This is a genomic window from Acinetobacter rudis (assembly GCF_031157835.1).
GTDB lineage: Bacteria > Pseudomonadota > Gammaproteobacteria > Pseudomonadales > Moraxellaceae > Acinetobacter > Acinetobacter rudis_A.
In genome coordinates this window covers 1-15,411 of record NZ_JAVIDR010000010.1, presented here as the reverse complement: position 1 = coordinate 15,411, position 15,411 = coordinate 1, and the positions used below count along the sequence as shown (strand labels likewise).

Genomic DNA, 15,411 nt, shown 5'->3' with positions numbered 1-15,411 from the left:
GCTTTGATATTTAGGCTACGCCACCAATCTCAATTTTTAGAATTGATCGAAATTTCAATCACTTTTCTCAAGTACACTCTGCAAGGCATCCAGCGCAATCTTTTGGTTATTCTCATTACGAAAAGCAATAAACCCTTCATTTAATACAGTACTACGCTGATTATAGGTAAAGGGAACAGCCCGTAGGCTCACTAACCCACCACCAATGCTTTCGAGCAACCCTTGACCTGCACTAGTATCCCATTCCGAAGTTGGATGAAACCGTGGATAAATATCAATTTCACCTTCAAGCATCATACAGAACTTGTATGCACTCCCTGCCTCACGGCGAATAACGGGGATCTCTTGCTCAATATACTCAATATACTGTTGATACTTTGGATTCTTACTACGATGACTTAAACCAATTTGTACAGCATCTTCTTCAATGTCTTTATATTTACAATAACGTTCCCAATGCCCTGTAGTAATAGAATAGCGATAAGGCAATTCAGTTAAATAACCAAGGTAAAGGAGTTGTTCACAAGGCACTGCAATAGCAGAAAATATGGTTTGATGATTTTGAATAAGACTTAAATTAATCGTAAATTCATCACGTTGATGTAAAAACTCTTTCGTACCATCTAAAGGATCTAGCATCCAACAACTATCCCACTGCTGTCTGTCAGAGTGATCATTTTCCTCAGATAAAACAGGGATATCCGGACTAAATACTGCAAGTTGCTGCAATATATATTCATTAACTTTTAAATCTGCTTGAGTGACTGGAGATTGATCATATTTACTTTCTACATCAAACGCTTTACCTGCACAATAATGTCTATATTCGTCCAACAGCATCTGGCTGGCTTTTTGTAAAATAGACATAATTTCTAATAGTTGCGCATCTTGTGGAGTTTGAGTTGTAATAAACATCGTCTAGAACCTACCCGTTATTTATATAATTTTAAAGCTTAGCTACGTAGCCGTCTATTTTAAGTCACCCAAACCTTACTCATTTTACTCACCCCCAGCTCACGACCACACAGGCAATTTTCAACAAGCAAATGCTCAGGCTAAAACCCATTAAATGCCCAACATACTAACTGTTTATCAGCAAAACACCTAATCTAAATTATATATTCAAATGTATTAATAAGTGATCTATCTCACAAATTAATTATTTTACTAAAATTAATCTGTAAAATAATTTCCATCGACTCCAACAAATTTGGCACAAAAATACTCAAATATTTGGGGGTTCAATCTATAGAACCCCATCATAATCTATAAGTTTGAAAGAAAAGTTTCACAGTGCTAACTATTCAGTGTTATTAATATAGAAATGAATTATACACTGAGTAACATACTGACAAGTGAAGCTGCACAAACTCGTGATACTTCTTTTGTCAGCAATAAGGGCTAAAATTACTTTAATCAAATACAGCAATTCAAAACAAATAACTTATCATTCAAATAGATGATTAGTCTTCATCACAATCTGCTTTCTAGCAAAATTTGCCTTTCCCTGTTGTGAAATATAATATTTAAACCACTCAAACACTTCAAATGAAATATGTCTGATTTGCAACTTTCCCTAAGTGAATACCTATCCATAGTACAAGAAACCATTAAACAAACTTTTAGTGATGCAATCTGGGTAAAAGCAGAAATTCGTAATCTCAATATAAAATCTGGACACTATTATTTAGAGCTCGCAGAAAAAGATGAAGATACAGACAAAGTAATTGCTAGCTGTAAAGCGACAATTTGGAAGTCTAGTGCGGCTAAAATGATTTTGAAATTTGAAAAAGAAAGCGGTATTGAACTTACCACCGATTTAAATGTACTGATCAAAATTAAAGCTGTATTCAGCCCTCAATACGGTTTTTCTGTAAATATTGAAGACATCGACTCAAGTTATACATTAGGTGATATTGCCAAACGCTATCAGCAAATATTACTTCGTCTTAGTCAAGAAGAATTGGTACATAAGAACAGATTACTTCCCACTCCATTTGATCTGCATCATATTCTTGTCATTGCTCCAGAAAATGCAGCTGGACTAGGTGACTTTAGAAAAGATGCGGATTTATTGGCAAAATCGAATGTATGTCAATTTACTTATCACACCGCAACCTTTCAGGGCAATACAGCCGCAAAAAGTATTAGCGAATCTCTTGCAAATGCACTCAGACAGTGGGCAAAAGCCACCCACATTGCTCCAGATCTCATTGTCATTATACGTGGAGGTGGTGCTGTAAATGATCTTGCTTATCTTAATGACTATGATCTTGCTGCTTTACTATGCAAACGTTCTGTTCCAATCTGGGTTGGTATTGGTCATGAAAAAGATAAAACAATATTAGACGAAGTCGCGCATCGATCTTTTGATACTCCAAGTAAAGTCATTGCAGGTATTCGTAATTTAATCTCCGAACGTTCACAACAAGTGCTGGAATATTTACAGACCATCAAATTTTTTTCTCAAAATCAAATCACAATCTATCAAAAGCAAAATGAGCAACATATTCAACTCATCAAAACGCTTGCCCAAAACCAATTAAATGAATCAAATAAAAATATCAATTTAATCAAAAATACAACCCAGTACTTTGCCCAGCTTCAAGTTAAAAATACAACCACACTTCTAGACTCATTAATGCGAGAAACCTTATTGCAAAACCCAAAAACAGTCATGGCTAAAGGCTATGCTGTTGTACGAAATCAAGGTAAGACTATTCGTTCTGTGCAGCAAATCGTGGATAAATCTATTCAGATTGAAATCCAAGATGGTATTATCAATGCGCATATTACACAGGTAAGTAAAAATGACTAAATCAGATCTGAGCTTTAAAGAGGGATATGAAGTGCTCAAGAAAAATGCGGCGCTCCTCGAATCACAAAATGAACCAGATATTGATAATTTAATGAAAATAGTTGAAGAATCTATGTCTGCTTATAAAGCTTGTAAAACACGAGTAGATGCAATTCAACAGGCCTTAAATGAAACGTTTAAGGAATAAATCGTGATCCCACTCTATTTGCTATTTTTATACCGACTACAATCTTTTTAATCATCTCTGGAACTATAACGCTTACCTTTATAACGCCCCATAGAACCCTTCAAAAGTTCTATATCCATTTTCAAATTACTCACCTGACACTTATAGCAAGAATCGGATTTTGCTTCCTAGCGCTATTTGTTAATGTTTAACTTTAGTCAAAAAGTTTCAGTGAGTGATAATGTTAAAAGATACGAACTATATTCGGATTGCAAAAGCAATTGAGTATATTAATCAAAACTTCAAACAACAGCCCAGCTTATCTGAAGTTGCAGAGCACGTTCATTTAAGCCAAGCTCATTTTCAAAGAACCTTCACAGAATGGGCCGGCATAAGCCCTAAAAAATTTCTACAATATATTAGCTTGGAACACGCCAAGTCTATTTTAAAAAGTCACAAAGAAAACAGCATATTCGAAGCAACCTTCAATACTGGTTTTTCAAGTACCAGTCGTTTACATGACCTATTTATACATATTGAGGGCATGTCACCCGCTGAATACAAAAATGGGGGTGAATCATTGCAAATTTATTATAGTTTTGCAGAAACCACCTTTGGCTCTGTCATTATTGCTTCAACAGCAAAAGGCATTTGCCATATGGCTTTCACTGAAACTACGCCAGATGCATTTGCACAACTTCAACTCAAATTCCCCAAAGCAACATTTTTGCAACATCAAGATGAGCTACAAAAAAAAGCGATTCATCTCCTGCAATCAAATCATGGTGATCTAGCAGAAATTAAGTTGCACCTCAAAGGTACTGAATTTCAACTCAAGGTTTGGGAAAGCTTGCTCAAAATTCCTATGGGAGAATTAACGACCTATGGGGAAATTGCAAAGAACATTGGGCACAACAAAGCCTCTCGTGCGGTAGGTACAGCAATAGGTCATAATCCTGTAGCCTTCCTTATTCCTTGTCATCGCGTTATTCAGTCATCTGGGCATTTTGGTGGTTATATGTGGGGAGCAACACGAAAAACAGCCATCATTGGTTGGGAAGGAGCAAAAACTCATGCAACCCCCTGAAATAGAACAGTACTTTAGAAAAAAACTAGCACAGCTTGATTGGCAAAATATTACCAAAATGATGCATCAACAAGGTTATATGCTACTTGAGCAGCTATTAACTGAATCACAATGTGACCTGATAAAAAGCCATTATGATCATCCTACTCTTTATCGTAAGACCGTGAATATGCAACGTTATCGCTTTGGATTAGGAGAGTATAGATACTTTAACTATCCTTTGCCTCATATGATTCACCAACTACGAACGCAAATGTATTCATATCTTATGCCTATTGCGAATGCATGGTTTAATATGCTGAATATAGAAACAACTTTTCCTGAAAATCATCAAGACTTTCTATTTCAATGCCATCAAAAAGGACAACTTAAAGCAACTCCACTCATTCTTAAATACGATAAAAATGGCTTTAATACCTTGCATCAAGACCTTTATGGTGAAGTTTATTTCCCCATTCAACTTGTTGTATTTTTAAATCAAGTAAACACTGATTATCAAGGTGGAGAATTTGTCCTGACTCAGCAAATTCCACGAGCTCAATCCAAAGTAACTGTACTGCAACCCAAAAAAGGTGATGTGGTTATTTTTACCACTCAATTTAAACCTGAAAAAGGGCTCCGAGGATATTACCGAATTAATATAAAGCATGGCGTAAGCCCCTTACATCAAGGTGAACGTTATACTTTAGGAATAATCTTTCATGATGCAGTGAACTGAATATGATTGAACATGACATATTAACGGATCAAGAATTTCGTTTATTATTTCGTCAAGGAAAGATATTGTTTGCAGGCAATCAACGTTTAGGCATTTACGGTTTATTGCATTGTAGTTCAGGTAAACGAATGAAGCGTAAAAATAGAGTTTTTTTTAAAAATGAAACTGAAGCACTGAGTTTAGGATATCGACCTTGTGGACATTGTATGAGACACGCCTATAGGAATTGGAAAAATGGATCTATTTGAACAAGAATATCTCGGTCTTAATCTTTTACCTTATGATGGGAATGTCTTGTATTATGGTCAAATATTGTCATTAGAATTGGCTAATATTTATTTTTCTAATTTATTTCATTCTATTGCCTGGCAACATGATGAAGCCATTATTTATGGAAAACACATTACAACCAAACGTAAAGTCGCCTGGTATGGCAATCTCCCTTTTTCATACACCTATTCAAACACAACCAAACATGCCTTAGCTTGGACTCCAGTACTCATTGAATTAAAAAAATTAGTCGAACATCATACAGGAGAAACATATAACTCATGTTTACTTAATTTATATCATGATGGCAATGAAGGTATGGCATGGCACAGTGATGCAGAAAGCGATTTAAAAAAGAATGGTGCTATTGCATCATTAAGTTTAGGCGCTCAAAGAAAATTTGCATTCAAACATAAACAGACCAAAGAAAAAGTGGAGCTGGTTTTAGCACATGGCAGTCTATTACTAATGAAAGGTACCACACAAACACATTGGTTACATCGTTTACCGCCGAGCAAACGTATTCACTCAGCACGGATTAATTTAACTTTTCGTCAGATTGAAAAACCATAATCTTAGTTCAATTTTTTAATACTTCCCTCATTGAACTCGATATCTTCAAAATATTCTAAATTCACATGGCTAAACCGTATAGCGAAAATTTAGCCATAATTATGCTTACCACTGATAGCGAAGTCGAAATAAGTGCAGATCTGGTGTTGATTTATTATCATGAGTATATAATCTCTCATAATCAAAACCTAAACCATAATTAAAACGAAATGCTACCCCTACACCATAATCTTTACGTGAAAAATCATCACCATGAGTGTATTTAATATAATCACCCATTACATAAGGTTGTACTGATTGTATACCGTGATTTTGCACATTAAATCTATAGCCTGCATAGTACTCAAAACCATAAGCTTCCGTGTCTAAATATTGCTCTAAATTTACAGGTGTTTGCTGATTTAATGCGGAATTATTAGGCAGCAAATTCTTATACCATCCTACCCCAGCACCTAACATCCATTTCCCATCAAAATAATATAAAGCTGAAGCAATTAAATCTTGAGACAAATCATGACTATTTATTGAATCATTTAAACGTGCCTCATTATGTTTATAAGAAACACCCAAGGACAATTTTTTGTTCAAATGAATATCTGCTGCTAGCTCACCACCAGACTTTAGCTTATAGGTCATATTATTTTTTGATGTTTCATCTCCAAATAAATAGGCTGCATAAAGATCAACATATTTATTTTTGTTCTCATAACGTAGTGTTTTACTTGACACTAAAGAACCATCAAAGAATGAAAAAGGACTCCATGTAGGTGCCTGGCCCAGCATATCGTAATCCCACAGATCTGTTTTTACCCCAACAACATCATGATAAATACTGTACATTTTACCAAACTTCAATGTACCGTATTTTGAGTTCTCTATCCCACCATATGCTTGAATTGTAGTAAAATCTTCATCATTCTTTCCATAATGCCCCTCCCAATCAAAAATTTTAGGTAGATTAAAATAATTTTGATATTCAGCAAATATGCGCGTGTTCTCATTAAATTTGTAATCTAAATCAAAATACATACGGCTTGCTGCACTATAACCATCCCTACGATATTTTTGACTTTCATTGGTTTTATTATATTGATCAAAATTGAGTGCTTGTAATCTCATGCTCCCACGCGTCTTAAGCGACAAGCTATCTTGGTCAGAAAAAATTTTATCTTGATGCACAAGTTCAACTTCAGCATAGGCTTTATTCACGTTTAATGTAGCAATTGCGCAAAAGCCTATCACAAATGTTTTTTTTAACATTTTGATGTCCATATAGTCCAATTTTAATTTTGTTGGATAATCCTTTCCAACACCTACTATATTGAGTATTATTCTGTGCTTATAATATGCCAAATATATAACTTAATTTAATAACAAGTTAATATAACAGCCAGTATTATAAAAACATTTCCTACCAATCAACAATTTCCAACTTTACTCTCATATTATAAATATGCTTTTTAAAATCAGATGTTAATTTAACAATAAACTCAAAACATAATATAAATATTAGATACATAAACCCATTAGAAAACATATTATTATGCTTCTAAAATTAGAATCATTATTCATATTGAGTTTTGAAAACTGAAATGAAAAATACCTCAGTTTTCAAATACTATTTTGTTTAGTCTATTTTGCTGATCGACTTTTAAGAAATTCAGAGATATTAATTAAATCGAGATCCTCACTTGCATGAACAGGACCTTTAAACTCTCGCTCTGCTGTAGTCTGTAAATATTCACTCGTGATTTTTTCGTTATCTGGCCAAATATGGTTAAGTACTAATCCTTTAGCTCCCATTTTAGCAGCAAAAGCCCCAACACCTAATGTCGCCTTATGACTACGAGGGTCTACTCCAGAAGTAATTGCTGTATGGCCGTCTAAGATTTGTGTAGTCATGGTTTTTTCAATTGCGGTGCCTGCAAAAACTGCTAGGGCTGCATTAATATCCATCACTTCATTAATCAAAATATCCGTATTACGTCCCAATTGCATTAAATTATCATTTGGAGCAGTATCACCACTAAATGTAACCGATCCATATTTCGTATCAAATCGATAAGACCAAGCTGGATATACCATAGGATGTTGAGCTAATGCCGCTGTCACTTTAACGTAGTCATCCTGATAAACCTGTATTGGTTTCATCTTCGGAGACATATTACTTGGACTGGAGTTTTTAGGTGCAGGTAATGCTTGAATATCTAGCATTCCCGGACCATTTGTTCCAGTTAAATCTCTTGGGTGATCATCTGAGCGTCGTACTGTATGTATCGCGTTATTCATATCATAAGCATTTGCTGCAAAATGATGCTGCATTAATTCTTTAATCCCTGGGGTCGGATCTTCAGCATGAATTAATTTAGTATTGGGTAAGTGTCCAAAACCTGCATCACTATCGAGTTTACCATTTGCATCAGCGCGATCTGGGCCAATGAGTGCGATTTTCTGTTTTCCATACTTCCAATTTGGAAAATTCACGTTAACAAATGGATATAAGTCATCGACATGATCCGAATGTAAATGTGTGATAAATATCCCTTGCACATCACCAAAATTCAAACCACTTTCATAGAAACGCTGTACCAAACCAGAGCCCGCATCAATCACATAGACTCGACCATCCACAACCAAAGCTGTTGATGTAGCAGCTCTTAAGCTTGGAAAAGGTCCAGCCCGAGTTCCCAACATCACTAAATACAAACCTTCGCGTGGTGGTGGAGTAGCTCTCACTCGTTTGGGTTGTCTTTGCAGATAATGAGGTGTTGTACTGGCCACACTCACCGAGCTTTTTTCAACTGCATTATTAACACTACTTTCATTTCCAGCAAAGCTTGACTGAGTAATCAAACATGCTGCAATAGCAGTGCACAAATAGCTTTTTAAATTTATCATACGATTTTCCTTTATCTAAAAACATACCTAACAATTACCACAAAATATTTTGTGAAATTTCATCCTTAAAGGTATTTTTAAGCCCGTGTTTTGCAATGAATAGAATGCATTGACCCTTCAATTGAAAAACCCATATATTTAATCAGTTACAGTAAAAAAATCTTCATCATAATGAAAAGTTTTTACCTCTATCTCAGATTTATTATTAGGAAGTTTAGCACCCATTTTTGAGTAAATTTCTCATTATTAGATCTTAAATAAATATTTTTTAGAATATCGTACCAATAAAATTGAATTAGCAATCAATTTCTTCTATTTTCACTATTTAAACATATAATTGCATATCTCAAATTTTATGATTTTCATTGAATATACTTTCATGTGTTTTTATTCAAATGAAGTTTAATAAAAAACCCCGACTATGCGGGGCTATTTATACAATTGCATTAATTTGATTGATTTACACCAACCAAGAACTGACTACAAACAGAGCCCTCCGAGGCATTAGCAACTTGGCTATCTGAAAGACTCAGTTTATTAAGTACTGTGCCATGACTCAGCTTTAAACTCTTTCCTGTTAGGACACCAAGCTGTTTAACTTGTTCTGTCGTCAATAACTGGTGATCAACAGCTTGATTCATCATTACACAGGAAGTTACAACAGCGTCATAACGAGCAAAAACTTGAGAGTAGCTAAAAAAACCAACTAAGCCACCAATGACTACACCAATTAAACCAGATAAAATCACGTGTTTTTTATTCATACATACCAAGTTAAATGTTTATTAAATTCACCTCAATAATAAATGTTAAATGAGTCTCATTTTATATGAATAATGTAACTTTAATGTTTTTTGCATAGTACATAACCACGTGATACTAAAACACTTGGATGAAAAGCTCACTCAATGCACTACAATTCTCACGCTGCTACTTTTTAACTAAAGTTAATATGAAAAAATACAAAAGATTTTACATCACATATTTTGGTTTTAATTTTTTATGTACACACTTTCTTTTATAATATGAACAGCCTTGTTAGACCTTGAAAGACATTAGCTTCTTACTAAGATAAAATCATCTGTTTTGCTAGCCCTTTCTACCAATAATTTTGATCAAAACCAATTATTATTGACTAAGCTTAAGTCCCGACCTTAATGGTGATAATATCTACCAAACTAAAACTACACGATGCTTTTTGTTTAATTTTATTTTAATACTAAAAGAATATTTTCGAGGTTTTTTATTAAAAATTATAAATAAGTGCATTAGAAGTGTTTAAATTAATTGAAGATGGGGTAACTGCTTAGCTTCTACTGTTAACTTTGGTTATTATATGGAGCCCCCACCATGCTATTTATAATCCAAGTCAAGCGTCCAGTTTTATCAGCACACATTGATCCATATTTAAAAGAAGTGAATTTAATGTCGCCCGTAACACCCCTTTAGGTAAGATAATCTCTGAATAAGTTTTCTCAAAATCAGTAGTGTAAAAAATTCGCTCCTGGTCTTGATTAAACCCAAGAACCAAACCAAACCCATACTGGAATAGCTCACCAGTATCAAGAAATACCAATTTATCATTATCAATATCAGAGAAATTAATTTTTGATATTGGAATATCTGTTAAATCTTTTTTTAGACCATCAATACTTTCAATATTACATATTAAAGCCCAAAATAGAGCAGGCAAAGTTATATTTATGCCTTGTGCTGGATAACAGATATTATCAATCCAAAAATTAAAGATACCTAAATTAGGATTATTCTCAAGTTCATAAACTATATCCCACTGTATAAAAAATTGATCATGATTTTTTAATATCATTTTAATACCTTTGAGTTCCACCCTAACTTTCGTAATGAGGCTTTTACTTTATTATCTAATGTTAACGGGTTTCTTTGATCCGCAGTACTTCCCGCCCAGTGATATATATTTGAACCAGTCCCTTCATAAGTAAATGAGATCACTCCTATCATCAACTTCAAGCTGCATAACATGGATATAAAAACAAGGTGTCTCAGCAATGATGACTGGTTGATGATTCTCTGCCTGAACTTTCTTTGGCTGAATGATTACTTGTGAATCTAACTGCTGTTTTAATTCATTGAACCTCTGATCCTGACGAGTCAGCTCAGCAATAGACAAATCTTCTGCTGCATATACACCGCCTGAACAAAATAAAAACAACCAAAAACTTATATGTTTTATATTCATATTTTATAAAAATAAAATTTATCAAAAAGCTACGTAAACTTATAATACAACAAAATAAATATCAATAATAATTACTATTAACACATATTATAATTCTTGTTAGGAGTGTTTCCTTAATACAAGTGATCATATATCAAACACCCAAATATATTTAAAGATTGACCAATATGCAAAATACATGATCAGTGGAGATGGCGCCCACCAAACCAAACTACAACTCATTGTTTTATATTATTTAATTTTAAGATCAAAAACTCTTTTACCCATAATTTACCTAATTTTTCATGATCAACCTTTGAGGGGTAAATAGAGTTGTTCAAATGAGGGGTATGGATTTAAACTAATTTTGATTGCCAAGATAACACTTTAAGGTGATTACAGGATGATCACCTTGAATCGTTTAATGAGTAAAATAAGATTTACACCGAATTATTTTTAGGCTTTCAAATGAAAGGCAAAACACTAATATTATCTTTTATAAAAACTTTATCATTAGCTTTATCCAAGTTTAAATGTTCATGAAGATTATCAACTAACCAACTTTTTTGTATTGCATATAATGTATCCGAACCATAAGCCTCTGGTGGAAACATCAACTCAACATAACCAGCTTTTGCTCCAGAAATCATGATCAAACCAATTAGACCAAAATCACAGAAGGGATTATTAAAAAACATTAGATCAACAATTTGATCTGTATAATAAAACTCTGTTTTATGCTTAATAAATACACGTAAAACTGTTCCACTCCATACTAAATCTCGCTCACATTCTTCTAATAACTGCCACATTCATTCTATTCCTATTTCATAATCAGTTTACGTATTGATGATTCTTTAGCTGATTTCCCGTATATTTCAATATCCCTAAGTGTCTGCCCCCAATATCATGTTTTGCAACATTTACAATGTAAAGTATCTTCTACCCATAAGATATTTTGTTTAGTCCAATTACAGGAAAGATGGTAATCAAGCTTCCTCTAATATTAGTAACTATCTTAATCGTTTTAAATTTTCCATTATTTGATTTCAATCACAAATCACTTAAAGCGATTTACCCACTTCAATGCGCTATAATCACAATAAGGATATTCTAAGGAAAATATGTACATATTTTCTCTTAAAACATGGAAAACCTTGAAAGATATAAAAGATGTTACCATGCTTTTAAAATTAATATTCTATTGAATTAACAGTTAGTTATGTCGATTTTTTGGACTTTGAGAAGCATTGAGAAAATTTAAATGAAAAATACCATCGTTATGTTCGATATGGATGGAACACTGCTTGATTTAGCTTTCGACGATCTCATTTGGAATCAGCAACTCGCAATTCGTCATGCAGAGCATCATCAATGTAGCTTAGAACAAAGCCAAGCTAACTTAAATCAATTCTACCAACAGCACAAACATACCATCTCTTGGTATTCATCCGCTTATTGGACGCAAACTGTTGGTGTTGATGTATTACAATTACAGTATGATTTTAAACAACACATTGCTCCACGCCGAGGTTGTTTTGAACTTTTAACACAACTCAAACAACAAGGATATCGCTGTTGGTTACTCACCAATGCAGATCAAGCCGGTTTACAACTTAAACTTGATCAAATTGAGCTCCGACCTTACTTTGAAGTGATTTTAAGCAGTGAACAGCTAGGTTATAGTAAAGAGCACCCATTATTTTGGCAAAAACTTCAGGAACTACACCCCTTTTCCTCCCAAGATGCTGTATTTATTGATGATACAGCACCCGTTTTAGATGCTGCACAACAATTTGGTATTCCCCATTTATTCAGTATCATTCAACCATCTAGTGGACGAGATGCACGTTGTCAAACAGAACTGAATTATCCTGCACTTCAAGATTTAACTGAGCTTATTGATCATTTAGCAACTATAAATACAAAGGTTTTACATGAGCAAACAGCCTGAATCCTCTTCTTTAGAGGCAATGCGAGTTGATAAATGGCTTTGGGCCGCTCGTTTTTTTAAAACACGTTCTGCTGCAAAAGAAGCAATTGAAGGTGGTAAAGTACATCATCAAGGTGAGCGAGTAAAAGTATCCAAAGAAATACGTGTTGGTATGCAACTAACTATTCAACAAGGCTTTGATAAAAAAACAGTTTTAATTAAAGGCTTATCTGCTCAGCGTGGCCCTGCCCCAATTGCACAGCAACTTTATGATGAAACTTCAGATAGCATTGCACGTCGGGAATTGATTTCCACTCAAAGAAAATTGCATAATCTAGCACGTCCAGAGCATCGACCAAGTAAAAAAGATCGACGAGACTTGCAGAAATTTAAGCATGATAATGATCAACAAACACAACGTGTTTGGTCTTTTCATGAAGATGAACCATGCGACACACTATGACGCAGAGACTTAAAAACAGATAGAACAGGCTCTACTTTTCTGTCACTATTGTTGCCGTGGACATGATCCAAAGTGAAAGACATCCACTTAAATAGTTAGTGAAATAAATATTGTATTGAGGTTAGAAAGATGGATGAGAACAAGAGCAAGGCACTTACCGCAGCGCTGAGTCAAATTGAAAAGCAATTTGGTAAAAATACCGTAATGCGTTTAGGTGAAAATAAAGTACAAGCCGTTGAAGTCGTGTCCACAGGCTCGTTAACGCTAGATATTGCATTGGGTATTGGTGGTTTACCTAAAGGCCGTATTGTAGAAATCTATGGTCCTGAATCTTCAGGTAAAACCACTATGACCCTACAAGCAATTGCACAATGCCAAAAAGCTGGTGGAACCTGTGCATTTATTGATGCAGAACATGCTCTTGACCCACAGTATGCACGCAAATTAGGTGTAGACATTGACAACCTATTAGTTTCACAACCAGACAATGGTGAACAGGCTCTCGAAATTGCTGATATGCTCGTTCGCTCTGGTGCAATTGATCTTATTGTTGTTGACTCAGTTGCAGCCCTAACACCTCGTGCAGAGATTGAAGGCGAAATGGGTGACTCACACATGGGGCTTCAAGCACGTTTAATGAGTCAGGCTTTACGTAAGATTACTGGTAATGCTAAACGTTCAAATTGTATGGTTATTTTCATTAACCAAATTCGTATGAAAATTGGTGTAATGTTTGGTAGTCCTGAAACAACAACTGGCGGTAATGCATTAAAATTTTATGCTTCTGTTCGTTTAGATATTCGTCGTGTCGGCCAAGTTAAAGAAGGTGACGAGATCATCGGTTCAGAAACTAAAGTTAAAGTTGTGAAAAACAAAATGGCTCCTCCATTTAAAGAAGCACTTTTCCAAATTTTATATGGTAAAGGCACGAACCATTTAGGTGAACTGGTTGATCTAGCTGTACAGCAAGAATTAGTACAAAAAGCAGGAGCCTGGTATTCGTATCAAGGCAATAAGATTGGCCAAGGTAAAAACAATGTTATTCGCCATTTAGAAGAGAACCAACAACTCGCTCAAGATCTAGATCGTATGATTCGCGAAAAGCTTTTAACTACTCAAATTGCTGCACCTGAAGAGCAGGAAGAAGAACCAGCAGACTTACTTGCAGAATAATCCCCCCTTTCTCACAATAAAAAACGCCCTCAGGGGTGTTTTTTATTGACGCTTAAGAAGGCTCTAATATGTCTACATCACCATTCCCCAAGTTACTCGATTATCACACAATTAAAAATGAATATGATTGTCATAAATCGAGCGATGAAAATGCCGCAATAGATCATCAAACTCTATCTACTGAAGATGCTCTTGAAGAAACAGCATCACCTCAATCCCATACTCCTCCTACAGGACTCACAGGTACGCGTTTACGCTCCTATGCCTTTGCTGTACTCACACGCCGAGAATACTCAAAAAAAGAACTCATTGAGAAATTATCAATATATGCTCAAAACAAAGATGAGGTTCTTGCTCTCGTTGATGAATTTGCAGCGGCCAATTATCAAAGTGATGAACGTGTAGCAGAAATGACTCTGCGTAGTCAGGTACAACGAGGTAAAGGGCCTCAACGTATCAAACAAGTATTAAAAAGCAAAGCGCTTGACCAAGCACACATCCACGATCAAATGCAAGAAATTGACTGGCTAACACAAGCCTATCAGCTCAAAGTGAAAAAATATGGTCCTGCAGTCGCTACAGATCCAAAACTCAAAGCCAAACAAGCCAGGTTTCTTCTCTATCGAGGTTTTCAAATGGATATTGTGATGAAAGTTATTGCGGGTAAAAAAGAAGAGGATTAAAAAAAGAAAATTTAAAATTATTATGGTGGCAACCCTACTAGCAAAATTTCGGCACATCATAGATCTGCTACCGTTGCTACCTTCCGGTCCTGGCGGGGTTTACAGAGTATAATTGCGAAACCACCAGCAGGGTTACCATTACAGAAACAAAGTATATGGATTTTTTCTTGACTTGCAAGCTAGATCTGCAAAAAACCACTACATCCTTAACTGTTTGTTCATTTGAACAACAATTTAACGTAATATCTCTCCTGAGCACGCCAATAAAGCACATCAAATTGACATCCTCACCCCCTTAAATGGGGGTGATTCCTACTGCTAGACGCTTATGTCCTGAGAAACACTGTTTCGTAAGAAGTATATTCAGTGCGGAATTTATATCCCGATCCCATGAGCTACCACACTCATGACACTGCCATTCTCTTATTCCAA

Annotated in this window: 18 protein-coding genes and 1 other RNA gene; 10 read left to right on the top strand and 9 right to left on the bottom strand. The window is 35.0% G+C overall.

Annotated features, from left to right (window positions below):
* Positions 1-54 precede the first annotated feature (54 nt).
* Positions 55-915, bottom strand: a complete 861-nt coding sequence (locus tag RFH42_RS10095; RefSeq protein ID WP_308975467.1) for a 3'(2'),5'-bisphosphate nucleotidase CysQ family protein — start codon at positions 913-915, stop codon at positions 55-57.
* A 640-nt stretch (positions 916-1,555) separates the two neighbouring features.
* Here RFH42_RS10095 and xseA point away from each other — a divergent pair.
* The 6 genes from xseA to RFH42_RS10065 all read left to right on the top strand — a co-directional run bounded on the left by xseA (position 1,556) and on the right by RFH42_RS10065 (position 5,632).
* A complete protein-coding gene (gene xseA / locus RFH42_RS10090) occupies positions 1,556-2,818 on the top strand; it encodes an exodeoxyribonuclease VII large subunit (RefSeq protein WP_308975466.1) in 1,263 nt (420 codons plus the stop codon).
* Positions 2,811-3,005, top strand: a complete 195-nt coding sequence (gene xseB / locus RFH42_RS10085) for an exodeoxyribonuclease VII small subunit (RefSeq protein WP_308975465.1) — start codon at positions 2,811-2,813, stop codon at positions 3,003-3,005. The genes xseA and xseB overlap by 8 nt, the downstream gene beginning before the upstream one ends.
* A 220-nt stretch (positions 3,006-3,225) precedes the next feature.
* On the top strand, positions 3,226-4,071 hold the full coding sequence (locus RFH42_RS10080) for a methylated-DNA--[protein]-cysteine S-methyltransferase (RefSeq protein ID WP_308975464.1): 846 nt from the start codon (positions 3,226-3,228) through the stop codon (positions 4,069-4,071).
* On the top strand, positions 4,058-4,789 hold the full coding sequence (locus RFH42_RS10075; RefSeq protein ID WP_308975463.1) for a 2OG-Fe(II) oxygenase: 732 nt from the start codon (positions 4,058-4,060) through the stop codon (positions 4,787-4,789). Before RFH42_RS10080 ends, RFH42_RS10075 begins: the two co-directional genes overlap by 14 nt.
* A gap of 2 nt (positions 4,790-4,791) precedes the next feature.
* The gene (locus tag RFH42_RS10070; protein WP_308975462.1) at positions 4,792-5,037 is read left to right on the top strand and encodes an Ada metal-binding domain-containing protein; all 246 of its coding nucleotides are present in this window, start codon (positions 4,792-4,794) and stop codon (positions 5,035-5,037) included.
* Positions 5,024-5,632: an alpha-ketoglutarate-dependent dioxygenase AlkB family protein gene (locus RFH42_RS10065; RefSeq protein ID WP_308975461.1), complete on the top strand. Its 609-nt coding sequence runs from the start codon at positions 5,024-5,026 to the stop codon at positions 5,630-5,632. The genes RFH42_RS10070 and RFH42_RS10065 overlap by 14 nt, the downstream gene beginning before the upstream one ends.
* A 105-nt stretch (positions 5,633-5,737) precedes the next feature.
* Here the strand turns inward: RFH42_RS10065 and RFH42_RS10060 are convergent, their stop codons facing one another.
* The 6 genes from RFH42_RS10060 to imm45 all read right to left on the bottom strand — a co-directional run bounded on the left by RFH42_RS10060 (position 5,738) and on the right by imm45 (position 11,539).
* The gene (locus RFH42_RS10060; RefSeq protein ID WP_308975460.1) at positions 5,738-6,892 is read right to left on the bottom strand and encodes a porin; all 1,155 of its coding nucleotides are present in this window, start codon (positions 6,890-6,892) and stop codon (positions 5,738-5,740) included.
* A 372-nt stretch (positions 6,893-7,264) separates the two neighbouring features.
* Entirely contained in the window at positions 7,265-8,530 is a 1,266-nt protein-coding gene (locus tag RFH42_RS10055) for an MBL fold metallo-hydrolase (protein ID WP_308975459.1), read from the bottom strand.
* Between the two features lie 446 nt (positions 8,531-8,976).
* Positions 8,977-9,294: a hypothetical protein gene (locus RFH42_RS10050; protein ID WP_308975458.1), complete on the bottom strand. Its 318-nt coding sequence runs from the start codon at positions 9,292-9,294 to the stop codon at positions 8,977-8,979.
* A 605-nt stretch (positions 9,295-9,899) separates the two neighbouring features.
* Positions 9,900-10,379: an Imm42 family immunity protein gene (locus tag RFH42_RS10045; RefSeq protein WP_308975457.1), complete on the bottom strand. Its 480-nt coding sequence runs from the start codon at positions 10,377-10,379 to the stop codon at positions 9,900-9,902.
* Between the two features lie 102 nt (positions 10,380-10,481).
* Positions 10,482-10,748 carry a hypothetical protein gene (locus tag RFH42_RS10040; protein ID WP_308975456.1) on the bottom strand — a complete coding sequence of 89 codons (267 nt, stop codon included), beginning with the start codon at positions 10,746-10,748 and terminating at the stop codon, positions 10,482-10,484.
* A 443-nt stretch (positions 10,749-11,191) separates the two neighbouring features.
* The gene (gene imm45, locus RFH42_RS10035; protein ID WP_308975455.1) at positions 11,192-11,539 is read right to left on the bottom strand and encodes an Imm45 family immunity protein; all 348 of its coding nucleotides are present in this window, start codon (positions 11,537-11,539) and stop codon (positions 11,192-11,194) included.
* 452 nt (positions 11,540-11,991) lie between these two features.
* Between imm45 and RFH42_RS10030 the strand changes: the two genes are divergently transcribed.
* From RFH42_RS10030 to RFH42_RS10015, 4 genes are all read left to right on the top strand, one after another.
* Complete coding sequence (locus RFH42_RS10030) at positions 11,992-12,681, top strand: HAD-IA family hydrolase (protein WP_308975454.1); 690 nt, start codon at positions 11,992-11,994, stop codon at positions 12,679-12,681.
* Positions 12,665-13,123, top strand: coding sequence for an RNA-binding S4 domain-containing protein (locus tag RFH42_RS10025; protein ID WP_308975453.1), 459 nt, complete (start codon positions 12,665-12,667; stop codon positions 13,121-13,123). The genes RFH42_RS10030 and RFH42_RS10025 overlap by 17 nt, the downstream gene beginning before the upstream one ends.
* Before the next feature lie 129 nt (positions 13,124-13,252).
* Positions 13,253-14,296, top strand: a complete 1,044-nt coding sequence (gene recA / locus RFH42_RS10020; RefSeq protein WP_308975452.1) for a recombinase RecA — start codon at positions 13,253-13,255, stop codon at positions 14,294-14,296.
* Between the two features lie 68 nt (positions 14,297-14,364).
* Entirely contained in the window at positions 14,365-14,979 is a 615-nt protein-coding gene (locus RFH42_RS10015) for a regulatory protein RecX (protein WP_308975451.1), read from the top strand.
* Positions 14,980-15,011: 32 nt separating this feature from the next.
* Here the strand turns inward: RFH42_RS10015 and ffs are convergent.
* Positions 15,012-15,108: signal recognition particle sRNA small type (gene ffs / locus RFH42_RS10010), an RNA gene on the bottom strand.
* A 166-nt stretch (positions 15,109-15,274) separates the two neighbouring features.
* Positions 15,275-15,411: zinc ribbon domain-containing protein (locus RFH42_RS10005; protein WP_308975558.1), on the bottom strand; the 137-nt coding region annotated here is incomplete at its 5' end.